Source organism: Daejeonella sp. AP26 (genome assembly GCF_056680515.1).
In genome coordinates, this window is record NZ_CM155286.1 from 1,417,345 (window position 1) to 1,441,751 (window position 24,407).

Here is a 24,407-nt window from a genome sequence, read left to right on the forward strand (position 1 = left end):
CAGCTAAGTCCCAAACTTTAAATGTATCGGTTAACCAGATTCTCCAGGTACTCCTGCCGGCCGCTTTTCACAGCAGGCTCGCCATTCTCAATAGCGTAGGCACGCAGGTCTTCCATGGTAAGTTTACCTTCTTCGTACTCTTTTCCTTTGCCGCTGTCAAAGGAAGCGTAACGATCCTGACGCACCTTCAGAAAATCTGACTTCTGCAGGATGTTATCGGCTGTAATGAGGGCGCGGGCGAAGGTATCGGCACCGCCGATGTGAGCATAGAAAAGGTCTGTTGGGTCGGTAGAGTTTCTTCTGATTTTAGCATCAAAGTTAACACCGCCACCTTGCAATCCGCCTGCCTCCAGTAACACAAGCATGGCCTCGGCTAACTCGTTGACGTTGTTCGGGAACTGGTCAGTGTCCCAACCATTCTGGTAGTCACCACGGTTTGCATCTATTGATCCTAATGCACCGGCATCGGCCGCTACCTGCAGCTCATGCTGGAAGGTGTGACCTGCGAGAGTTGCATGATTTACCTCTATGTTGATTTTAAAATCACCCAGCAGGTCATGCTGACGCAGAAATCCGATTACCGTAGCACAGTCATAATCATACTGATGCTTAGTAGGCTCCATTGGTTTCGGCTCAATAAAGAATGTGCCTTTAAAACCTTGCTTACGAGCATAATCTTTGGCAGTATGTAGGAAACGTGCAAAGTGCTCCTGCTCACGTTTCATGTTCGTGTTCAATAAAGTCATGTAGCCTTCACGACCACCCCAGAACACGTAGTTTTCGCCGTTTAAAGCAATGGTAGCATCCAGGGCAGCTTTCACCTGCGCGGCGGCGTGAGTCAGGGCATGGAAATCCGGATTTGTAGAAGCACCATTCATGTAGCGGCTATGCGAGAACACGTTGGCTGTTCCCCAAAGTAGCTTAACGCCACTTTCCGCCTGTTTACTTTTCGCATATTCCACCATGGTCTGCAGACGACGGTCGTTCTCAGCGATATCATTGCCATAGTCTACCACATCAATATCATGAAAGCAGTAATACGGCATGCCCAGCTTGGTGATGAATTCAAATGCGGCGTCCATCTTTGCCTTCGCGCGCTCAATCACATCCTTACTTTCATTCCAGGCAAAGTTGAACGTAGGCGCGCCAAACGGATCACTGCCGTTGGCGTTGAAGGAATGCCAGTAGGCTACAGAGAACTTGAAATGTTCTTTTAATGTCTTACCGGCTACTACGCGGTTTTCATCATACCACCGGTAGGCCAATGGATTATCAGACTCGGGGCCTTCAAAGTTGATTTTTCCGATACCTGTAAAATATTCTTTCTCTCCTAAAGTGGGATTTGCCATCATATGTTTGTATTTGTATGTAAATCAGTTTTTTAATTGTTTTTCTAATAGTGCTTTCCAGTCCTGGTAAACGGCCTCATAGTTCTCCGTTTGAGATGGCTCAATTAGTTTAAGTGGTTCAAACTGGCTAAAAGCTTCCTGGGGTGATGAAAACACCCTTGCACCAATTCCAGCTCCGAGGGCAGCCCCAATGCTTCCATCATTCTGGTATAGTTCTACTGGCACCCCGGTGGCGTTCACAAAGGCTTCAGCAAACAGCTCGCTCCGGAACATATTCGTGTGGCCGGCCCGAATCACTTTCGGGTTCATGCCGTTGGTACGCATAATATCCAGCCCATACCGAAATGTAAAAGCAATACCTTCCTGCACTGCCCGGAACACGTGTGATTTACCGTGCAGGTTCAAATTAAGGTGATGGAACTGGGCACCGATGATGCGGTTATTGAATACCCTTTCGGCCCCATTCCCGAAAGGAAATATGCGTAAACCGTCGCTGCCAACCGCCACTTTACCGGCCTCTGAATTCATTTGCTGATAATCCAGACCGTCACCCATATTTTCCTTAACCCAGCTGTTCATTATGCCGGTACCGTTAATGTTCATGAGCATACCAACCCGTTTTGACTCCGGAGTGTAGTTTACGTGCGCAAAAGTATTAATCCGTGACTGCGGATCATAAGTCAATTGGTCGCTTACCCCATAAATTACCCCTGACGTACCGGCGGTAGCCGCTACTTCGCCCGGGTTAAGAACGTTCAAAGACAGGGCATTGTTCGGCTGGTCGCCGGATTTATAGGCCACCGGAATACCGGCTTTCAAGCCAAGAGCTTTGGCGACTTCTGGAGATACCTGGCCGTGCTCCGAGAACAGCGGTTTTATATCCGGAATAATATCCGGCTTAAATCCGAAGAAATTCATTACATCTTCCGACACCTGATCCTTTTGGAAATCCCAGAAAATTCCTTCTGAAAGCGCAGAAACGCTGGTAGTAATATCGCCCGTCAATTTCATGGCAATGAAATCGCCAGGCAGCATGATCTTGTAGATTTTGGCAAATGTCGCCGGCTCATTTTCTTTTACCCAGGCCAATTTCGCCGCAGTAAAATTTCCCGGCGAGTTTAACAAACTTGAAAGGCACTTTTCCTGACCGATATGTTCAAGCGCTTTTTGGCCGTATGGCACCGCCCGGCTGTCGCACCAGATGATCGAGTCACGCAGCACTTGATGGTTCTGATCTACCATTACAAGCCCGTGCATTTGGTATGCAATACCAATAGCCCCAATATCTAGTGGATTAAAAGTCCCGGAGGCGTTGACTTGCTTTAAAGCCTGAAGGGTATGCTCCCACCACATTTCCGGAGATTGCTCAGCCCAGCCCGCTTGATGAGACGTGATTTTAGATTCCGTTACCGGGTATTGCGCAGAGGCCAGGCTCTTTTGCGTAGTGGAATCTACCACTGAAATTTTTACTGAAGAGGTGCCTACATCTATTCCAAGTAACAGCATAAAAACAATTTGTAAAGTTGAGGCTGAAAGCTTTCACATAAAGCAGGATGATTGTCCCACTCGCTTTGACTATGCCAACATTGTCATAAGTTTAAGACTAATTTTTGAGAATAGAGAATGTGGACTCATATCATCTGTCGTTCACAGAGCACTATTCCTTTACGTGAGGATAAAGTTGCTGGTAATATCTAATAACTCCGCATTAGCAGAAAATAAATCGCTCTGATATAATTATCGACGGAAATATTAAAAGTGTAGTTAAACGAGCTAAGGTTTTAATTCGGCCTGCATGTCAGAGGTAATAAAATTGAATTTCAACTCACAAGATATCTCCATATCCAAGAACCACTTTCATACTCACATCTCCTGTTTCAATCTCCGAGATTAGACAACCAATCTACCCAAATATTGGCTATCCGATTGCCCCGACCGATCCGCGGCAATAAAGCCAATATAAATATCCACCTCGGCTCCCTGGAAAGTAGCTGGCAGGGCGATACTTAGTTCACCGGCATTACGGAAAGCGCCGTCAAAGATCCGGGTGAGGGCTCTGAGGTTAACGGTGTCGTAAATGAGTACTATCATTTGATCGGAACCGTCATACTGGTCAACTTCTGATATATTCCAACTGAAAGACAACACGTTGCCCTCCCCGAGAGTAACCGTTGGATCAATTGCCCCAGCCAGTTCACCCCCACTGATCCTGAACAATGCGGGATCAATGTAAGACCCGGCATCATCACTCACCACCGCCACTTTACGGGTGTAGGCAACAGCAGCCCTGTAGCCGCCTGTCTGAGTGTAATAATCTTTAAAACCGGCTTTTACCAGTTCTTTGACCGGCTTCAAATGATCCTGAACCATCTTAAATTGAGCCTGGTTTAACAGTTCTCCCGGTGTGTGCTTTGTTCTGCGCCGCGGTAATGAGCGCATGTGATATCTATCGCCTTGCACGATGCCGACTACGGTGCCCACTTTTCCGCTAAAGCCTCCTAATATTCCGTTGTTAAAAGTTGCCATATCCTTGTTATAAACGTTTCTAATAAATTAAAATTAAGTTCAATATAATTAAAAAGTTTCATACGCGCAATTAACAGTGTACTACCCATATGCTCACTATTTCGGGATATAGTGAAGACGCTGTTATAACCCTGTTAATACCCTGTTATCACCCTGTTATCCAGAAAGTTTTTAACTACCTGGAACTGCCCCTTTAAAACCACTTTCGTTTCGGTTTTTGATATCTTGTAATTTCCTTCCAGTTAAGAGGCACCTTTTGATGTTCTTTCACATTTACCCCAAAAGAAATAGAAGCAGGCCAAGCCGTCTATGTGCCCGCGTGTTTGCAGACAATTGAATCAAACACAAGAAATTGCTATGAAAAAAAAGCGTCCGGGGTGCGGACGCTTTAAGAATTGATATTATGTGGTGTATCTATTTTGAAATTTCGGGCAACTCAGCGGGTTCCTCATCCGCGTGAAGCGAATCTTTATGATCTTCGGGATTGTATTGAGCTTGCAGTTCTGCCAGTTTCTTTTTTCCGTATGCTACTCTCGTGATTAAAACAAAGAGGACAGGTACGATGAATAAAGCGAGTATAGTAGCTGAAAGCATCCCGGCGGCCACGGTCCAGCCAATGGTTTGACGGGATACGGCACCAGCACCCGAAGACAGAATTAAAGGAACCACACCCAGGATAAAGGCTAGTGAAGTCATGATAATAGGACGCAACCTTAGTTTAACGGCTTCCATAGTGGCTGCAATTAATTCCATACCCCAGTCGACGCGTTCTTTGGCGAATTCGACAATCAGGATCGCATTCTTCGCCGAGAGGCCGATCAGCGTGATCAATCCGACCTGCGCATAGATATTGTTATCCAGGTGCGGCAGAAACATCAGCGCCAGGATAGCGCCAAATAATCCTAAAGGAACACTTAACAGGATGGAGAACGGTACTGACCAGCTTTCATATAGTGCAGCAAGCAGTAAGAACACTACCACAATGATCAGGGAGAAGATAACGGTCGTACTGTTACCGGCTTCCTGCTCCTGCTGACTTAATCCGGAGAAATCGTAAATATATCCTGCAGGAAGAGTTTGCTCGGCTACTTCTTCAAGTGCCTTAAGCGCGTCGCCACTACTGTATCCGGGTTTAGCGGAACCACTCACTTCTATAGCTCTGAATAAGTTATGGTGATTGATCATTGAAGGGTTTTCTACCTTTTTGGAGGTCACCATTGCACTAAGCGGCACGGGCGTACCCGACATGTTTTTCACATACAAGTTGTTCAGATTGCCAATGTTGGCTCTAAAGCCCGTATCGGCTTGTGAAACCACCCGGAAGCTGCGGCCATACTTAGTAAAGTCGTTAATGTAGCTACTTCCAAAGTAAGAGGATATGGTGCTATACACTGCCCCTATCGATACACCCATTTTCTTAACCTGCTCACGATCAACGGTTAATTTGTAGTTAGGTGTATTAGAACTAAACATCGTATAAGCCATTCCAATTTCAGGTCGCTGATTTGCGGCAGCCAGAAATTTATTGACAATTGCCTGGAAGGCTTTAATATCGCCGGCTTGCTGCTCCTGGATTTGAAGGGAAAATCCACCGCTAATACCAAGACCTGGAATTGGAGGCGGCTGCACCGCCAGGATGGTACCTTCTTTATCTCCTGCGAATGCTTTAGAAACTTTACCGATTACGTCGCCGACTACAGTGTTCCGGTCATCCCAATGGGTAAGCTGAACAAAGAAAGTTGCAGCGTTAGATTTGAAGGCACCGTTCAGGATGTTGATCCCGGAAACGGAAGTGACATTTTTAACCTCCGGGTTCTCTTTGCGAATAGTTTTGGTTACGCGGTCAACGAACGCATTGGTACGCACTGCGGATGATCCTTCAGGCAATGTTGCGCCCACTATAAATACTCCAGCGTCTTCATTGGGGATAAATCCGGAAGGCTTGGCCGAAAACATAGCCATGGTACCTACATAGATACAGACCAGGATCACCATCACCAGTGGTGCCCTGCGCAATGACCATTTAACGCCCCTTGAATACTTAGCAGTTACTCTACCAAACCATGAATTAAATTTGTAGAACAACTTGTTTAATCCTTTAGATTCTTTATCTAAACGGGATGGTTGTAAAAGTATTGAACATAGGGCCGGCGTTAACGATAAGGCGATAAACGCTGAAATTAAAACCGAAACCGCTATGGTAATAGCAAATTGCTGGTAAAGCTGACCTACCATTCCGGGGATGAAACCCACCGGGATAAATACTGCGGCAAGGATTAGTGCAATTGCAATAACCGGCGCGGTTATATCTTTCATCGCTTTTCTGGTAGCCTCTTTTGCCGATAAACCTTCCTGGTCTATATAATGCTGAACAGCTTCAACCACCACAATGGCATCATCCACAACAATACCGATGGCCAGTACGAATCCAAACATGGTAAGCACGTTGATGGAAAAGCCCATCGTGGTAAAGAAGATGAACGTACCGATAATGGAAACAGGGATGGCCAATACTGGAATAAGTGTTGCACGCCAGCTTTGCAAGAAAATAAACACTACCAGGGTTACCAGTATAAGTGCCTCAATTAAGGTATGCACCACACTATTTATGGAAACATTAACAATGGATACTGTTTCGTATCCGATGACATAATCAAGATCGTTGGGAAAAGATCTCTTCAGATCTTCTAAAGCCTTGGTAATTCCTTCCGCTGTTTGAACAGCGTTTCCTCCGGGAGTTTGATTAATACCCATCATCGCCGAGATATCGCCGTTGATACGGGAACCAATTCCGTAAGAAAATTCACCAAGCTCAACACGGGCAATGTCATCCAGATAAACTGCTGACCCGTCTGCTCCGGTTTTAACAATAATGTCTTTGAATTCTTGTTCGCTGGTGAGATCACCATCCATGACGACTGAAAATTCGAATGTCTGGTTGCTCTCTTGTGGAGGACCGCCTACGCTACCACCCGGCATCCTGGTATTTTGCTCCTGAATTGCCTGGGTTACCTCTGCGGGGGTGATTCCGAGACTGGCCATTTTGGTTGCATCCAGCCAGATCCGCATACTGAAGGGCTGACCAAAAGCCTGCACGTCACCTACACCTTTAACCCGTAGCAAGGCATCCTTTAAATACAGATTCGCATAGTTGGAAAGGAATTTACGGTCGTAGGTTCCATTCGGAGAAACAAGGCCTAATACCATCAAAAGATCGGTATTGGCCTTTTTAGTAGTGACCCCCAGTCGTCTTACTGATTCGGGAAGTGAGGGTTCTGCAATCCCCACCCTATTCTGCACGTCAAGTGCAGCCACATCTATGTCGGTACCTACTTCGAAGGTAACTGTAATGGTCGAACGGCCATCAGCACTGCTCCTGGAGGATAAATATTTCATACCCGGAGTACCGTTAATCTGGCTCTCAATAGGGGTTGTTACGGTTTGCTCGACGGTTTGCGCATCTGCACCGGTATACATGGCACTAACGGTAACCGTCGGCGGCGCAACGCTCGGGTACTGGCTGATAGGCAGGCCGATCATTACAATCGTACCAACCATCACAATCAAGATGGAGATAACGATGGCTGTGACCGGGCGCCGTATAAATACTTCTGAGATCATATTCTTTTACTAAGGAACTATAAAAATTATTTTGTTGCGCCCTGCTGTTTCGTTGTATCTGCCGAAGAAGTGGGATTAACGACTGCTCCGGGACGAACATTTTGAAAGCCTTCAGAGATAATGACGTCGCCTAATGCAAGCCCTTCTCGTACCACCACCTTACCACCAGACTCGCTGCCCAGTTTGATTATGCGTTGCTCAGCCTTACTGCTATCGCCCAACACATACACCGTGAACGCGCCTAATTGCTCTGACACTGCTTTGTAAGGAATCGTTAATTGTTTACCCTCTGAGCCGTTCAGCACCTTAACATTACAGGTCATGCCGGAAAGAAGTAGACCTGAAGAGTTGGGAAAGCTGATACGAACCTTGATGGTTCCGGTTCCGGGGTTTACAGCCCGGTCAATCGCTACAATTTTTCCCTGCATTTTATACTCCTTTCGGTCCTGAAGCTCAACGCTGAAAACGGAGTCGGCTACGGTACTCTTAGGATTTTTCTGCAAGGCCATGAAACGCGGAATATCGCTTTGATTAATGGAGATGTCTACCGCCATCGGGTCGTTAGTTGACACTGTATTCAGGAGTGTTGTACCCGGACTAACCAGAGCGCCTAATTTTACCAGCGAGATACCTATTGTACCGGTAATCGGCGATACAATTACGGAGCGCTTAAGATTAGCATCCGCGACAGCTAGAGCGGCCTGTGCTGCCGATACCTGCGAAGTGGCATTGGCCAGATCGGTCAGAGCGTAGTCAACTCTTTGTTTGGCAATAGCTTCCTGCTTAGCCAGTGCTGAGTAACGATCGGCGTCCTTCTTTGCTTTGGCCTGGTTTGACTTTGCTACCTGAACATCAGCCTGCGCTGCCCGATAGGCTGCAAGATAATTCGTGCGGTCTATTTCATATAGCTTCTGCCCTTTGCTTACCTTCTGACCATCTCTTACGGAAATGCCGGTAATATAACCGCCCACCTGGGCGCGCAGTTCCACTTCGCTTAATGCAACCACCACTCCCGGATAAGAATCAACTGTGGTCACCTCTTCCTCACCAACGGTGTAGGTAGTCACTGAGGCTGGCGGCGGCGCCATTTGCTGTGCGGATTTATCTGAATTTCCGCATGAGGCTAGAAAAAATGTCCCCAGGATCAGTGCGCCTCTGTGTATGTACTTGAAGTTCATTGCTGATTTTTATTGAGTGATGGTGATTGTTCCTATTGCTTGTTTAACATCCAGCTTTGCCGATAGCAAGCTGTATAATGAGTTGAGATAGTTCAGTTGAGCTGTCCGGAGATCGGTTTCCGAAGTCATCAGGTCCAGGTAAGCTTTTATACCTTCGTCGTACTGAAGTTTTATGGTACTGTAGACCTGTTCAGAGATCGCGACATTTTCCCTTGCAGTTTTCCAGTCGTTTAAATTAGCCTTATAGTTAGCCATGGCTTGTTCATACTGCGAGTTGATCAGGTTCCTGGTGTCTTCGATATCCAGATCGATCCTGTCTTCCTGCAATTGAGCTTTCCGGATCTCTTGTGTACGTTTTGTTCCCTGGAAAATGGGGATGTTCAGTCTCAAGCCAACTACAGACCCGGGAAATGCTTCGTTATACAAACTCCCGAAGTCATTATTTAAATAGTTGAAACTATAATTCATGAAACCGGATAGTTTAGGCAGATAGGCCAGTTTATTATAATTGGTGTTGATGTGTAAAAGTTGTTTCTGAGTCTCGAGCAAACGGTATTCTATTCTGTTTTGGTAGTCAAGGATTAGAGTGGTATCCAGTAACACATCCTGCTCCATGGTTTGATAGCTGAATTGCAGACTCATATCTTCACGGGGATTGTATCCGATCAGGCTTTTCAGATAAGCGTACTTTGATTTAAGCAATTCATCCGTACGCTTTTTGTCGGCGCGTGAGTTGCTTAAACTGATCTGAGCTCTCTGGAAATCCGTTTTGTCAACAATACCGGCTTCATACTGAGCTTTGGAATCCTTCAGCTGCTTATCGAGACGGCTAATATTCTCTCCTATAATTTTACGCTGTTCCTGGCTGGTTAAAATGTCGTAGAAAGCTTTGCTCACCTCTACTACAGTAGTTATCTTCTCATTTTCTGTCGTCTGCTTATATTGCTGGCGGTAGTATCTGGCTGATTTGGAAGCTTGTATTAAGCCTGCATTTAAGATCTGTTGATCTGCCTGCAGCGTCAGTCCGGAGGTGTTCTTTGTACCGAAAGTTATATAGGAAGTTTGCCCATTGGTAGTAATGGCATTAGATTGCTGTTTTATGTTATGATTAAAATTTGCATCTGCATTTACCTGGGGTAACCAACCTGAAAGAGCCGACTTGATTTCTCGTTCACCGATCTCCTCATCAATGAGCGATTGCTTAACAGAGGGCTTATTTGTAAGTGCAAATTCGATTACCTGATCGAGCGATGCGTTCTTTAGAAGTAAGGAATCATTGGTTATTTGAGCGGAAGCACTCGTCCCACTCAGCACAAATGCAAGAATGATGAGGAATGTAAAGGGCTGATAACGTATCATTTGAGATTGAATGAAGAATGTTTGGAATTAAGAGGTGCAAATTTACGGTTCCCGAGAATTGAATTTTCTTAAAACTTACTGAATAAAGAATATAGTTTACTGAAGTGTGTCAAATGGACACTCAAATGGATTTGAGTGTATGGTTGAATTCCATCAAATAAATTCCTCGCCCGCCCTTATTGTCACAGGAGCTAGCCACTACACAAGCGACTCCTGAGTTTAACAAAATAGAATTAATCAACTTTTTTATATACTAAATCATATGGTTCACTACAGTTAGGTACGAAGGCCAATAAATAACCTTCTGCTTAAATAAATGGACGAAAACCTACTGCTTGTTGTTTTTCTGCTACCAGCCCGAAAGATGGCTGCCGCCCGTTAATAACATTGGTGCAAAAGTCTTATCAAAATTCGACTCTCTTATTATATAGATTGCGGAATGACATACCATTATTACTGATTTCAAACTTTGGTTTTCGGAAGACAGTTGCAATTGCTCTAGTAGTGCAGGAAGTCGAAAAGACAATAACAACTATGTTGATTTTCACAGACCAGGCAAAAGCTAAATCAATAGCCTCCTAGGACAACACTCACAGAGCTAACTTCTTCAAAACCACTATTAAGCCAGCATCATCATCAACCATTGGCTAAGACTGCGACTCCGAAGGAGTCGAAAACCTCCGTTCACTATTTTCTATAAAGCTTGGATACCTTCGGCATCCTTTTCAACTCTTAACGGTACCGAACATTGGTTAATATCTTCTTCACATTAGAACAGAGTTAAGCTTAACTCTTATCCTGAAGGGATAAAACGTTTGTAGAGTAGTGATTTGCCCTGCCTGCGCCCCCCCGGAGTCGACCCCCTCTGTTTTCTATTTGCTATAAAGCTTGGATACCTTCGGCATCCTTTGCAACTCTTAACCGTACCGAACAACAGGTTACTTTATTAAAAATCACATCTAAAGTTCATCAACCAATGAACTTATAGTTTCGGCTAAAATTTTAAAATCTTCTTCCCCACTCTCAATAATCCTTATGTTAAAGTTTTTTCGAAGAGCTTGAATATTAACGGTTATCCCGAAGGGATAAAAGCTTTTTAGAATAATGATTGGCAAAGACTGCGACTCCGAAGGCGTCGAACCCCTCCGTTCACTATTTTCTAGAAGGCTTGGATACCTTCGACATCCTTTAGAGCTTCTTAACCAAATTGAACACCCTACGGCGTCCTCAAGGTCCACTTGAGATACATCAACCAGGGAGCTTGCAGTCTGAGCTTAAACTTTAAATTCATTTAAACTCATTTGGGTCCGCTATTTATACGTTCCGGCTTTGAAATCTATCTGTTGGGTTGATAAATGGAAAGCGATGATCCCATAATCCATACCTTTATATTTAATGGTACCGGGGCAGATTCAAACTCGCTTCGTCAAGAAACAGTTACCACACCTGGCTGTCAGTTACAGTTAGTTACCGATAGAAACCCATAATGCATTCTATAAGACCAAATAAAGACTTCTATAAATATTTCAGGTTCATTATTATCCCTGCGGTTTTCACAGGATTTTATGTGCTTGCATTCCTAATTGATCCTTACAGGGAGTGGTCCCACTTTTTTGACCGCAGCGCCCGGGAAATAATGTCGGAATGGTTCTTTGTATTAATATTTTGCTGGCTGCTGACTGAAATTAGTCTTCTTGTAGCACGGCGACTGGATCAGACACTACCTTGGTTCGAATTTCCGGTAAGCCGGTTCACTGCTCAATTCGTAATCCAGGTAGTGGCTACCATTGCCTTCCTGTTTCTATATCTCCAGTTTACATTTCTTATTGCGGGTGGTGAAAAAAAGCTGAGCGATATGGATAAGCTGGTTATCAGGCAAACCTTTGGGGTGAGCTTGCTCCTATCCATTCTAATCAGCCTGATCTTCACCGGAAATTTCTTTTTTCATAAGTGGAAAGGTGCCATGCTCGAAACTGCCGAATTGAAACTGAAGGCTGCCGAACTAAAGGAAAATGCCCTCGAAGCACAACTACAATCGCTTAAAGTGCAACTGGATCCGCACTTTATGTTTAATAATTTTAGTACCCTTTCTGCTTTAATATCAGAAGACCAGGCCTTAGCACAGCACTTTTTGGATAATCTGGCCAGAGTTTATCGCTACATGATCGCGAATCTGAACAAGAATTTAATATCTGTTCAAGACGAGGTTTGCTTTGCTAACGCGTATTTCTACCTGATGAAAATCAGGCTTGGAGAGAATGTTAAGATGGAAATTAATATCAGTCAGGATGTTCTTAAGAAAGGGATCCCTCCTATTACCCTGCAGCTGCTTATCGAGAATGCAATCAAACATAATACTGCTTCCCGATCAAAACCTTTAAAGATCGCCGTCACAGAGGATGAGCAAGGTAACCTAATTGTAAGCAATTCTTTGCAACGACTTAACTTCAATATCCCTTCAACAAATATGGGACTAAAGAATATCGAAAGCAGATATAAACTGTTATCAACCCGGTTGCCAGAGATCATTGAAAAAAAGGATCTGTTCGTTGTGAAATTACCATTATTGAGATTATGCGAATATTGATTATTGAGGACGAGATACGGAATGCAAATCGCCTACAGGGCCTCGTGTTGGAAATAAATCCTGCTGTTACGATTTCAGGAATATTAGAAAGCGTAGCTGAAAGTGTTGAATGGTTGCAGGCAAATGACGAGCCTGACCTTATTTTGATGGATATTCGGCTTTCCGATGGCCTTTGCTTTGAAATATTTACATCGGTCACCATTACCGCCCCGGTAATATTTACGACAGCCTATGACGAATATGCCATCCGGGCCTTTAAAGTAAACAGTATCGATTACCTTTTAAAACCAATCGATAAAGCAGAACTTTCAAGTGCGCTGACTAAACATCGCCAAATCGTCTCGCAGCAACAGGCCGATTCAACTATCAGCAACCTGATAGAGATGATGAAGAAACAGGAAGTAGTACACCGGACCAGGTTTCTGATCCCGGTTAATGATGGATATAAAACGGTAGCAGTGCAGGATCTGGATTACATCTATTCAGAGTATAAAGTCTCACACCTGGTCTCAAGAGACGGGCAGGTACAGGCGGTATTTCAGACGATGGACGAGCTTGAAGAGCAACTGGATCCGGATACATTCTTCAGGGCAAACCGCCAGCATCTGATCAGCATCAACAGCATTGACACCATTCACAATTACTTTAATGGAAAGCTCAAGGTCGTTCTAAGCCGCCGGCCCGACGTTGAAATTTTTATCAGTCGCGAAAAGGCTTCCATCTTTAAACATTGGCTTGATCGTTAACGGTTCGTCAAATTATTGAGGAATCTTAAATTAATTTAAGTTCATGTAAGCTTAGGCATGATTATTCGTTTTGAGAAGGGCAGTATCTACCAATTTTCAGTTCAGAATGGAGTCGGTTTGCCTCAGTATATAAATTTTTCAGTTCAGTGAAAATTTTCATGTTAACTTAATAATTTGATGATAATTTGCGAACATTATTTTAATACAGCTTATCAAATATTTAGGGGAATTGCATGTATGCAGAAGGACTTTTATTGATTGTGCCTTAAAAAGGCGGGTTTTTATGCCTTTTAATGCTGATGCCTGTTTGTACCTATGAACCGGCTATCCTTAAAAACCCTCACTAAAAGGCTGCTGACAACCCAGCCCAGTTCGACTGCAGTTCGTTGTCACTTAAAACTAATTTATTCAGATGAAATTTTGTATTTTAAGGCTATCAAACTGTTGCCCGGAAAAACAGTTTTTGAAACTTTGAATAATCAGAAAAATGCTAACTTCTTTTTTTCGAAAAATCGGCTAACCGAATCTTACAGGACGAAACAGGAGGCTTGAGCGCGAACGTTTCCTTTATACAACATTTAATACTATAATGTATGCATAAAAAATTACAAGATAGAATTGCCTCTTTTACAGACGCAACTGCGATAAAAGAAAAAGGGTTATATCCTTACTTTCGCTCTATAGAGTCAGCCCAGGACACCGAAGTAATAATAGACGGTAAAAAAGTGTTGATGTTCGGTTCGAATTCATATCTGGGATTAACGAACCACCCTAAAATAAAAGAAGCTGCCAAAGCAGCCATTGATAAATATGGAACAGGTTGTGCCGGGTCGAGGTTTTTAAACGGAACCCTGGATATTCACCTTGTATTGGAAGACAGGCTGGCGGCTTTTGTCGGTAAAGAGGCAGCAGTATTATTCAGCACAGGTTTCCAGGTTAATTTGGGTGTAATCTCCTGCCTTCTTGACCGTAATGATTACCTGATTCTGGACGAATATGATCATGCCTCAATTATTGATGGTAGCAGGTTATCGTTCTCAAGGAGCATTAAATATGCTCACAATGATATGGAGGATCTTCGAAGAAAACTTAGCCGCCTTCCTCAAGAATCGGCAAAGCTGATCGTGTCCGACGGTATCTTTAGTATGGAGGGTGATCTGGTTAATCTGCCGGAGATGGTGACGATAGCCAAAGAATTTGGTGCAAATATAATGATGGATGATGCGCATAGCTTGGGCGTGATCGGTTTAAATGGTTCAGGGACAGCATCTCACTTCAACCTGACCAACGATGTGGACCTGATCATGGGTACTTTCAGCAAATCGCTGGCCTCTCTTGGTGGTTTTATTGCGGGAACCACAGAAACCATCGAATATATCAAGCACAGGGCAAGGTCGTTAATGTTCAGTGCCAGTATGCCCCCTTCAGCTGTTGCCAGCGTTATTGCCGCCCTCGATATTATAGAAGGCGAGCCGGAGCGCATTGATAAGCTTTGGGCTAATACTAATTACGCTAAGCAGCTTTTACTTGATGCAGGGTTTGATATTGGCGCTACTGATAGTCCGATCATTCCCATCTATATCAGGGATAACCATAAAACCTTTCTGATCACCAATATCCTGCAGAATAACGGAATCTTCGTTAATCCGGTGGTATCCCCTGCTGTACCTGCGGATTCGTCGCTGATCAGGTTTTCTTTAATGGCAACTCATACTTTCGAACAAATAGATATTGCTGTAAAAAAATTACATGCTGCTTTTCAAGAGGTAAGTGTGAAATTAGTTAATGCACGCGCATGAAAAAAATCGTAGCAGTAACCTCGAAAAGGGACTTGGGGTTGTTTATTGATTTTCCTCATGAGCTGTATAAGAACGACCCGAACTATGTTCCTGAATTGTTTATCGCGCAGCAAGATATGCTGACGCCCGGTAAGCATCCCTTTCACGAGCACTCTAAACTACAATTGTTTTTAGCGTATGAGGGCACCAAAATCGTGGGAAGGATTGCGGCCATACAAAACAATAACCACAACAGCATTTACGGTTTAACGGACGGCTTCTTCGGTTTTTTCGACGCTATAAACGACCCGGAAACTGTTAAACTGCTTGTTGAGGCCGCCGAAAACTGGCTGCGTGAAAGAGGGCTGACCACCGTGATCGGTCCGGTTAATTTCTCTACCAATGATATATGCGCCCTGCTGATTGATGGCTTCGACGGGCCACCGGTAGCGATGATGCCTTATAACGCGCCTTACTATCTACCCCTGCTTGAAAGCGCGGGCTTCGGCAAAAAGGTTGATTTGCGGGCTTATAAGTTTACAGCTGGAACCTATAATGACAGATCTTTGAAGCTTACCACGGCCATTCAGGAGCGTTTGAAAAGAAACCGGATTATCATTCGGAAAATTGATATGAAGAACTTCAAAACGGAGGTTAAGGCTGTTCGTGAAGTTTATAATAAAGCATGGGACAGCAACCTGGGTTTTGTGCCAATGACTGAGAAGGAATTCGATTATTTGGCGAAAGACTTAAAACTGGTGATGGATCCTGATTTTTGCCTGGTTGCCGAGCAGGACGGGAAACTGGTTGGATTTTCTTTGTCAATACCTGATATCAATCAGATTCTGATAAAGATCAAACGGGGCCGGCTATTTCCTTTTGGATTGCTAAAGCTCTTGCTTTTAAAACGTAAGATTAAGGGAATTCGAATAATGGCTTTGGGTGTAGTAGACGGTTACCGGAAAATGGGAATTGAAGCTTGTTTATACGGTTTAACTATTAAAGCTTTTCAGGAAAAAAAACTGGAATATGCTGAGGCTTCATGGACACTGGAGCATAATGACCTTGTCAATAAGGCTATTGAACACATCAACGGAATTCCTTACAGGAAGTACCGGATCTTAGAAAAAGCCATATGAACAGGGTGCTGATCACTGGAGCCAGCGGGTTTTTAGGATACCATTTAATCCAGGCGGCATTAAAGTCGGGAATGGAAGTATTCGCCGCAGTCCGGAAGAGCAGCGACATTGAACATCTTAAAGATTTGAACATACAGTATGCGCTGGTCGACTTTGGCTCTGTAGATAGCCTGAGAAAGGATATTGAAGAGAAGGGTTATAATTATATAATCCATGCAGCGGGAATTACAAAAGCCAAAACGGCGGAAATCTACAATACCGTTAATGCGGGCTATACACGCAATTTGGCAAGGGCGGCTGCATCAGCCAATATTAGTCTGCAGAAATTTGTCTTTGTTAGCAGCCTGGCTGCACTGGGGCCTCTGGAAAACCTGGATGTGCAAATTGAAGATGACTCGCAAGCTAAGCCGGTAACCATGTACGGAGAAAGTAAATTGCTGGCTGAACAGTATTTGAAGGAAATACCGAACCTGTCGTTTATAATATTCCGGCCTACTGCTATATACGGTCCGCGTGAAAAAGATATTTTTATTCTCTTCAAGAGCATTAACAGAGGATGGGAGCCACACATCGGCCGGTTCGACCAGCAGTTATCCTTCGTTTATGTTAAAGACCTGGCAGAAATTATCATTAAATCACTGAGCTCGGCAATTTCCGGAAAGAGTTATAACGTTACGGACGGAAAATCATACAACCGTTACGCGTTGGCCGAAGGAGTAAAACTGGCATTAAATAAGAAAACATTTAGTTTTCATCTTCCGGTAAAAGCGGTTCATGCGTTGGCGATGACCATGGATTTAATATATTCGAAAAGTGAGATGACCCCGGCTCTAAATAAAGAAAAAATGCCCGAGTTAACCGCGATAAACTGGAACTGTGACATCAAAAATATTATAGAGGATTTAAAGTATAATCCTCAATATACTCTCGAAAAAGGGTTGAGCGAGACTGTAAAGTGGTATAAAGACAATAACTGGTTATAAATAAGGTAATACATTAGAAATATGAGAGAACAAATTCAAAATGCCGATGGCAAACTGGGGATTCTGATCCCAGGTTTAGGAGCTGTTGCGACAACCATGATTGCCGGAGTTGAAGCAATCAAGAAAGGTATTTCACAACCTATAGGTTCTTTAACTCAAATGGGGAGTATCCGGTTGGGAAAAAGAACGGAAAACCGCTTTCCAAAAGTGAAAGACTTTGTCCCTTTGGCCGGTCTCGATCAGATCGTTTTTGGAGGTTGGGATGTTTACGAAGATAACGTGTTTGATGCAGCTATGAACGCCAAAGTTCTTGACGCAAACTTGCTGAGAGATGTTCGTAAGGAACTGGAAGCAATTAAGCCGATGAAGGCTGCCTTTGATCAAAGATATTGCAAAAACCTGGTTGCTACACATATTAAAGAAAGCGCCACCAAATGGGACATGGCTCTGGAGGTGATGGAAGACATTAAAAATTTCCAGAAAGACAACAATTGCACTCGTGTAGTACTGGTTTGGTGTGGATCTACAGAGATTTACTTCGAGCCCTCAACTGTTCATGAAACCGTTGCGGCATTCGAGCAGGGCTTGAAAGATAATGACACGCATATCGCTCCTAGTATGATCTATGCTTATGCGGCTTTGAAATTAGGGGTTCCTTTTGCTAACGGGGCACCGAATCTTACCGTTGACATTCCGGCTTTCATTGAGCTATCGAAACTTACCCAGACTCCTATTGCAGGTAAAGATTTCAAGACGGGCCAAACGTTGATGAAGACCATTCTGGCTCCCGGACTAAGTGCACGTTCGCTGGGAATTAATGGCTGGTTTTCGACTAACATTCTGGGCAACAGAGATGGCTTAGTTTTAGACGATCCGGATAACTTTAAGACCAAGGAAGTATCGAAGCTTGGTGTGCTGGAAGACATTTTGCGTCCGGATGTGAACCCTGAACTATACGGAGATCTGTACCATAAGATCCGGATCAACTACTACCCTCCTCATGGCGACAACAAGGAGAGCTGGGATAACATCGATATTTTCGGCTGGCTGGGTTATAAAATGCAGATCAAGGTGAACTTCTTGTGCCGTGATTCAATTCTTGCAGCACCCATTGTATTGGATCTTGCCCTGTTTATGGACCTCGCCAAGAGAGCGCAGATGAGCGGTATTCAGGAGTGGCTATCATTTTACTTTAAGTCACCTCAAACAGCGCCAGACTTACGGCCGGAGCATGACATCTTTAAACAACTTATTAAGCTTCAGAATACTTTGCGGCATTTGATGGGCGAAGATCTGATCACTCATTTAGGCCTTGATTATTACCAGGATTTCGTTGATGCCTTGTAATGTTATTTCATAAATACTTTTCGACCGGCCTGGGAATTGGTTATATCGGAAAAGGCGCGGGTACTGTTTCGGCAGCAGCCGCATGTCTTTTGTGGTACTTCTTCCAGGCCGGTTTTATTCTGCCATCAGCGATCTGTATTTGGATCACTCTTCTGATTACCATTCTTGGAATTTGGACTGCCGGAAAAGTGGAAGCATTATGGGGTAAAGACAGTAATCGCGTGGTTATAGACGAGATTGCCGGAATGTGTATCACCCTTTTATTTGTGCCTGTTACCTTTACCTATTTACTTATCGGTTTTATGCTTTTCCGTTTCTTTGACATCGTAAAGCCACTGTTTATAAAAAAACTGGAAGCTCTTCCAGGTGGCTGGGGTGTGATGGCTGATGATGTACTTGCCGGGGTCTATTCAAACATCGTATTGCAGGTGTTAATCATTTCACCTATTTTTAAATGAGCAATATGTTAAGTTGCAGATTTCAACAGGATGGGTAAATTTTAAACAATGATACTATTTTTAGGAGGCCGTTAATTTCGCACGAGGCCGCCAAGAGTAAGATACTCAGAGTCGCAAAATTTAATATCAAAACTATTTGATTTCACCCTGGAAAAGACTGCATGAATTTTGAGTCTGATTTTTGCGGGTGATATTTATCCGGTTTTTAATATCAGCTCAATTCGCGATTTGATATACTTCAATGCCTGGTGAAACGCTTAAAATTTGAATTAACTTAACAATCTATGGAAGTATCTAAATTCTCGATTATAAGGGATGCCCTTCAAAAGGGTATTTATAAAATACTAAATCCCTTTGTCAGAGGATTAATCAAACTTGGGTTAACACCCAACATGGTTACCACTATCGGACTTCTCTTAAATATTGGCGTAGCGCTCATATTCATTCTAGCTGCAGAGCGAACAAATCGTGGTGACTTATCATATGTAGGCTGGGCAGGTGCACTGGTATTGTTCGCTGGAGTTTTTGATATGCTGGACGGCCAGGTAGCGCGTCTCGGAAATATGAGTTCAAGGTTTGGAGCGCTTTATGATTCCGTTTTAGACCGTTACAGCGAATTGATCCTGTTTTTAGGAATCTGCTATTACCTGATTGCTCATCACTATTTCTTAAGCTCGCTTTTCGCCTTTATTGCTTTGATCGGATCTATGATGGTCAGTTACACCCGTGCAAGAGCCGAAGGCCTGGGAATAGAATGTAAAGGAGGACTTATGCAAAGACCTGAACGAATAGTTACCATCGGGGTGTTTGGTATTGCTTGCGGCGTTGCCGGTTATTACATGGGCAGCGATTACAAGCTGTTTATCCCAGGTATCCCCTTTCATGTCTTTGAAACAATGTCAATTTTCACCATTCCGATAACCATTATGGCAGTAATGACCAATATCACCGCAATCAATCGTTTATTGGATGCAAAGAAAGGTTTAGAGAAACAGGAACTTGAGGAAAAGAAAATCACCTCAGGCAAAGTTCCGGTAATGACAATTGCACTTGTTTTTCTTCTCACATCTTTTATAAGTGCTTTTCAGCTTTATGAAGCTGGTGCCTAACTAATTGCTCTTCGGAGTTTTGACGATTAATTTTAATATTTGAGAACTAATAAGATTGTATACACTATTAAATTGACGATACGCTCGTTAACAGATTAAACAGAGAAATAAGATTGAATTTTTGAATTAATAACTTCCTGGTTATGAAAAAGAATTTTATCTCTAACTCTTCCGACTCGGTGAGAATGTTTAAAAGTGATCTTCTGGATAGTTTGTCTAAAGTTCCCTATTTCGTACCCTTGATTGTATATATTCCTCTAATTTCATATTTGATCTGGAAAGCCTTTGCATCAGTGCAGATGAATGCACTCACTTTTTTCGGTTGGCTACTGGCTGGCTTGTTTATCTGGACTTTTACAGAATATATGCTCCACCGTTTTGTCTTTCATTTTGAAGCTTCGTCTGACTGGGGCAAGAAGATACATTTCATTTTTCACGGAGTGCATCATGATTATCCCAACGATGCCCACAGGCTGGTAATGCCGCCCTCTGCAAGCATACCGCTAGCCCTGGGGTTCTACATGCTGTTCGAATGGTTGCTGCCGCAGGGAGTGATTTTTGCTTTCTTCCCAGGCTTTATTGGCGGCTATCTGGCTTATGACATGACACACTACGCTTTGCATCATGCAAATTTTAAAAACTCCTTTATGCGTAAACTGAAACAGCACCATATGCTGCATCACTATTCTGATGCAACAAAAGGATATGGAGTCAGTTTATCCTTTTGGGACAAAATATTCCGATCCGATTTTCCGAAGAAGTAACATGAATAATGCTATACCCCTATCCAAAGGGCTTTTTACTAAGAAAGATATTTTCACCACTTTAAGTGTCTCTGTGATCTACCTGCTGCTCTCAGCCTTCCTGGTTGGCTTTAAGACAGACCAGGTTGTTTTGATCCTGATCTTTAACACACTTTATTACGCTTCAGCCGTTAGCAGGAAGTTTATCCTCGGCTTTTCCATTTTTATAGTTTATTGGATCCTTTTTGATTACATGAAAGCTTTCCCCAACTACCTGTTTAATCCGGTAAGCATCGGTGGCTTGTATAATCTTGAAAAGAGTTTTTTTGGCATTTCGTCCCACGGGCTTATCATTACTCCAAACGAGTATTTGAAAATTCACGCGAATACGTTTTTAGATATTCTTAGCGGAATATTCTATTTATTTTGGATCCCGGTACCCCTGGCCTTCGCCGCCTGGCTGTTTTTTAGGGCTAAAAAAATCTTCCTATTCTTTTCCCTCACGTTTGTCCTGGTCAATTTCCTCGGCTTTATCATCTATTACTTCTACCCTGCAGCACCACCGTGGTACATCCAGGTTTACGGTTTTGAATTCCAGGCCGCTACTCGGGGGAATACCGGGGGACTTGGCCGATTCGATCAGTATATCAACATACCGGTTTTCCATTCAATATATAGTAAGAGTTCAAATGTTTTCGCCGCCATGCCTTCACTGCATTCCAGTTATCCTTTGATTGTGCTTTACTATGGCATAAAATGCAGATTAAGAATCGGCAGCATATTCTTCACTATGGTTATGCTTGGGATCTGGTTTGCGGCCGTTTATTCAAGTCACCACTACGTACTTGACGTACTTGCCGGCGTTATTTGTGCAATCATCGGCATCTGGTTATTTAAATGGCTTAAGGATCGGGCACCGGTGAATTCGTTTATTAATGCCATGCTTCGGGTAATCAGTTAAACGTTTTGTGAGTGTGTGCAACCACTCTTTTCTAACTATCAAGATTCCAAAGGACCTTCCCTCCTGGTGTTAGATAAATCTGCTTCAGCGATCAAAAATCGCTGTTCGGTCATCTTTCACCAAAGAGATAAGCCTTATAGATTATTTTCGTTAATTGTTAAAACGTTAAATCTATCAGCATGAGAAAAGATGAAAACAAGATCAAAAGAATAGCAAGGCTATCCTTTAAATTTCCGGTAATCAGGCGCTCTCCCGAAAATATCTCCAATCCGGTTCTTACTAAGCAAAGTCTGCACAATTATTTCGCCGAGAAGATGTCGAACTTTTCAATTATTGTGGGATACATCTTCGAGAAGTTGCAGGGTGCCATTCCACACTCCGCCCTGCAGCTGAAATCCCTGGATGCATTACGTGCAAGGCTTAAAAAAATGCAGGCCAGATTTCTTGTCCGTTATCACAAACTTACCGACAAAATCAGTAATCAGCCGCACGTTCCCATCGATCTTCTTAAACCGATATTTGCTCTTATCAACCGTTTCGAGAGCAGACTTATTTCAGAAGTATTAAATGCCGGTATCCGCCGTGAGGAATTGCAAGAATTTAATGATAAGAACCTCTTGTTTTTATCCGTCAAGCAGTCGTCTAGTTCCCTTTGAAAATGAAATTATCCATTGTAGATATATCAACAGTTTTACCGGGAGAAACGAGGCATGATGCACTAATGCACAGCATTGAGCTTGCCAAACATGCAGAAGTCTTAGGTTACAACCGGATTTGGCTGGCTGAACACCACGGAGCAGGTTTTATTGCAGGCAGAGCACCGGAAGTCCTGATTGCTGCTATTGCTGCCAATACTTCAAGCATTCGTGTTGGATCAGGCTCAGTATTACTTAACCACTACAGCTCTTTCAAAGTTGCCGAAGTGTTTTGCACTTTGAACGAGCTTTATCCGGGACGGATAGATTTAGGCGCCGGACGGGCAACCACCGGTCCGGTAACTGATTTTGCTTTACAACAAGACAGAAGCAAACAGTTTAACAGCGATTCAAATCAGCAAATAGCAGAGTTGGTAGCGTGGCTGGATAACAGTTTTCCTGCTACCCACCCCTTCTATCAGTCTCCACTGCACACTATCGACTCTAAGCCGCAACTACATTTGTTAGGTTCAAGTCCCTGGAGCGCTTCTGCAGCTGCTGAACTTGGATTGCGTTATGTGGCTGCAGGCTTTATCAACCAACGCGGAGCTTACCAGATCATTGAATCCTACAGGAATAGTTTTAAGCAATCTCAAACATGCAGCGGCATCCAGAAACCGGAGGTTATTCTTGCCATCCACGCCGTTTGTGCAGACACAGAGGAAGAAGTCCGTCGTCAGCTAGCGCCTGTTCATGTAATGTATAAAAACCTGTCTCTTGGCAAACTTGATGACCCAATACCTGCCGCTGACCAAGCAGTTGAAGAGCTGGGCGGCTTACCAAAACTAGAAAAGTACATTCCTGAATCCGGTATATTGCCTAAGTTTATCGGTGGAACGCCCGAGAGTATACGGGAACAGTTTGAGCAAATTGCTCAAGATTTTGCTGTTGACGAGATCATGATTCAAGATATGATCATGGACCAGGAAGCACGTTTGCGTTCTTATGAATTACTCGCTGCGGCATTTAAAATTGAAACCACATAGATGAAGACTCTAATTGTTACGACTGATTTTTCTAAAGAGGCAGAAAATGCGATAGAGTATGCCGGTGCCCTCGCGCAGCAGATGAAGAGAAAAGTAATTTTATTTAATTCATTCACCATTCCGGTCCATGCTACCAATTCCTTGCTGCCCGCTTCTGCTTTTCAGGAGATGGTTGTTAGGAACAGAGAGATCCTCGAAGCCCGGGCCCTTAAACTAGCTCAGACTTATCTTATTGAAGTTGAGTACGAGTCTGGTTTATTGGATCTGAATGAAGGAGTAGAAGATCTGATTGAGAAACATAATGGTTCAATAGTTATTATGGGTATGGCCGCAAAGTCCATTGATCAGGATCTTTTTGGCAATACCACCACCTCGTTAATGATGAAGTTGAAATATCCGGTTCTGGCTATACCGATCGGGTCGACCTTCAAGGGTATAGACCGGATCCTGTATGCTTGTGATGAATTGCAGGAGAAACCTATATTGGATATGATCAGAGAAATTGCGAAAGTATTGCAGGCAGAGGTTGAAATCTTCCATGTAGGCAAGCATGTGGCGCGATTGGCAGACGAGGAAGCAGAAATTCCTTATGCGAATTCAATTGACGAAGCATTGGAAGAGGTTCCTCATTATTACAAGAACGTTCAATCAGGAGAGGTGATCAATGAAATTGAAGCTGAAGTCCTTAAAAGTAGTATAGACCTTTTAATAATGGTTCCCCATAAGTATGGGTTCCTTGATTCTCTTTTGCACCGCAGTAAAACCAGGGTAATGGCATCAAACAATAAAGTACCGCTTCTATCGATACCTTTTAAGGCAGAGAAGAAATAGCTCTTGTTGTT

At 43.4% G+C, this 24,407-nt stretch carries 19 protein-coding genes; 13 read left to right on the forward strand and 6 right to left on the reverse strand.

What is annotated here, in order from left to right; genetic code table 11:
* Positions 1 to 17: 17 nt before the first annotated feature.
* The 6 genes from xylA to AC1MCB_RS06185 form a co-directional block, all read right to left on the reverse strand.
* The gene (gene xylA, locus AC1MCB_RS06160; protein WP_479968719.1) at positions 18 to 1,349 is read right to left on the reverse strand and encodes a xylose isomerase; all 1,332 of its coding nucleotides are present in this window, start codon (positions 1,347 to 1,349) and stop codon (positions 18 to 20) included.
* Between the two features lie 24 nt (positions 1,350 to 1,373).
* The gene (locus tag AC1MCB_RS06165; RefSeq protein WP_479967863.1) at positions 1,374 to 2,855 is read right to left on the reverse strand and encodes a xylulokinase; all 1,482 of its coding nucleotides are present in this window, start codon (positions 2,853 to 2,855) and stop codon (positions 1,374 to 1,376) included.
* Positions 2,856 to 3,239: 384 nt separating this feature from the next.
* Entirely contained in the window at positions 3,240 to 3,875 is a 636-nt protein-coding gene (locus AC1MCB_RS06170) for a DUF6266 family protein (RefSeq protein WP_479967864.1), read from the reverse strand.
* A gap of 414 nt (positions 3,876 to 4,289) precedes the next feature.
* Entirely contained in the window at positions 4,290 to 7,496 is a 3,207-nt protein-coding gene (locus AC1MCB_RS06175; protein ID WP_479967865.1) for an efflux RND transporter permease subunit, read from the reverse strand.
* A gap of 26 nt (positions 7,497 to 7,522) precedes the next feature.
* Positions 7,523 to 8,674, reverse strand: coding sequence for an efflux RND transporter periplasmic adaptor subunit (locus AC1MCB_RS06180; RefSeq protein WP_479967866.1), 1,152 nt, complete (start codon positions 8,672 to 8,674; stop codon positions 7,523 to 7,525).
* A 9-nt stretch (positions 8,675 to 8,683) separates the two neighbouring features.
* Entirely contained in the window at positions 8,684 to 10,033 is a 1,350-nt protein-coding gene (locus tag AC1MCB_RS06185) for a TolC family protein (protein WP_479967867.1), read from the reverse strand.
* 1,486 nt (positions 10,034 to 11,519) lie between these two features.
* Between AC1MCB_RS06185 and AC1MCB_RS06190 the strand changes: the two genes are divergently transcribed.
* The 13 genes from AC1MCB_RS06190 (at position 11,520) to AC1MCB_RS06250 (ending at position 24,396) form a co-directional block, all read left to right on the forward strand.
* Positions 11,520 to 12,620, forward strand: a complete 1,101-nt coding sequence (locus tag AC1MCB_RS06190; protein ID WP_479967868.1) for a sensor histidine kinase — start codon at positions 11,520 to 11,522, stop codon at positions 12,618 to 12,620.
* A complete protein-coding gene (locus AC1MCB_RS06195) occupies positions 12,608 to 13,366 on the forward strand; it encodes a LytR/AlgR family response regulator transcription factor (protein WP_479967869.1) in 759 nt (252 codons plus the stop codon). The genes AC1MCB_RS06190 and AC1MCB_RS06195 overlap by 13 nt, the downstream gene beginning before the upstream one ends.
* 593 nt (positions 13,367 to 13,959) lie before the next feature.
* Positions 13,960 to 15,165 carry a serine palmitoyltransferase gene (gene spt / locus AC1MCB_RS06200; protein ID WP_479967870.1) on the forward strand — a complete coding sequence of 402 codons (1,206 nt, stop codon included), beginning with the start codon at positions 13,960 to 13,962 and terminating at the stop codon, positions 15,163 to 15,165.
* A complete protein-coding gene (locus tag AC1MCB_RS06205; protein ID WP_479967871.1) occupies positions 15,162 to 16,283 on the forward strand; it encodes a hypothetical protein in 1,122 nt (373 codons plus the stop codon). The genes spt and AC1MCB_RS06205 overlap by 4 nt, the downstream gene beginning before the upstream one ends.
* On the forward strand, positions 16,280 to 17,266 hold the full coding sequence (locus AC1MCB_RS06210; RefSeq protein WP_479967872.1) for an NAD-dependent epimerase/dehydratase family protein: 987 nt from the start codon (positions 16,280 to 16,282) through the stop codon (positions 17,264 to 17,266). The genes AC1MCB_RS06205 and AC1MCB_RS06210 overlap by 4 nt, the downstream gene beginning before the upstream one ends.
* 21 nt (positions 17,267 to 17,287) lie before the next feature.
* Positions 17,288 to 18,613 (forward strand): inositol-3-phosphate synthase, encoded by a 1,326-nt coding sequence (locus AC1MCB_RS06215; RefSeq protein ID WP_479967873.1) that lies wholly within the window; start codon positions 17,288 to 17,290, stop codon positions 18,611 to 18,613.
* Positions 18,613 to 19,071: a phosphatidylglycerophosphatase A family protein gene (locus AC1MCB_RS06220; RefSeq protein WP_479967874.1), complete on the forward strand. Its 459-nt coding sequence runs from the start codon at positions 18,613 to 18,615 to the stop codon at positions 19,069 to 19,071. The genes AC1MCB_RS06215 and AC1MCB_RS06220 overlap by 1 nt, the downstream gene beginning before the upstream one ends.
* Before the next feature lie 284 nt (positions 19,072 to 19,355).
* A complete protein-coding gene (locus AC1MCB_RS06225) occupies positions 19,356 to 20,180 on the forward strand; it encodes a CDP-alcohol phosphatidyltransferase family protein (RefSeq protein ID WP_479967875.1) in 825 nt (274 codons plus the stop codon).
* 143 nt (positions 20,181 to 20,323) lie between these two features.
* Positions 20,324 to 20,944, forward strand: a complete 621-nt coding sequence (locus AC1MCB_RS06230; protein WP_479967876.1) for a sterol desaturase family protein — start codon at positions 20,324 to 20,326, stop codon at positions 20,942 to 20,944.
* 1 nt (position 20,945) lies between these two features.
* Entirely contained in the window at positions 20,946 to 21,884 is a 939-nt protein-coding gene (locus AC1MCB_RS06235; protein ID WP_479967877.1) for a phosphatase PAP2 family protein, read from the forward strand.
* A 179-nt stretch (positions 21,885 to 22,063) separates the two neighbouring features.
* Positions 22,064 to 22,540 carry a hypothetical protein gene (locus AC1MCB_RS06240; RefSeq protein WP_479967878.1) on the forward strand — a complete coding sequence of 159 codons (477 nt, stop codon included), beginning with the start codon at positions 22,064 to 22,066 and terminating at the stop codon, positions 22,538 to 22,540.
* Positions 22,541 to 22,542: 2 nt separating this feature from the next.
* Entirely contained in the window at positions 22,543 to 23,565 is a 1,023-nt protein-coding gene (locus AC1MCB_RS06245; RefSeq protein ID WP_479967879.1) for an MsnO8 family LLM class oxidoreductase, read from the forward strand.
* Complete coding sequence (locus AC1MCB_RS06250) at positions 23,566 to 24,396, forward strand: universal stress protein (protein ID WP_479967880.1); 831 nt, start codon at positions 23,566 to 23,568, stop codon at positions 24,394 to 24,396.
* Positions 24,397 to 24,407 lie beyond the last annotated feature (11 nt).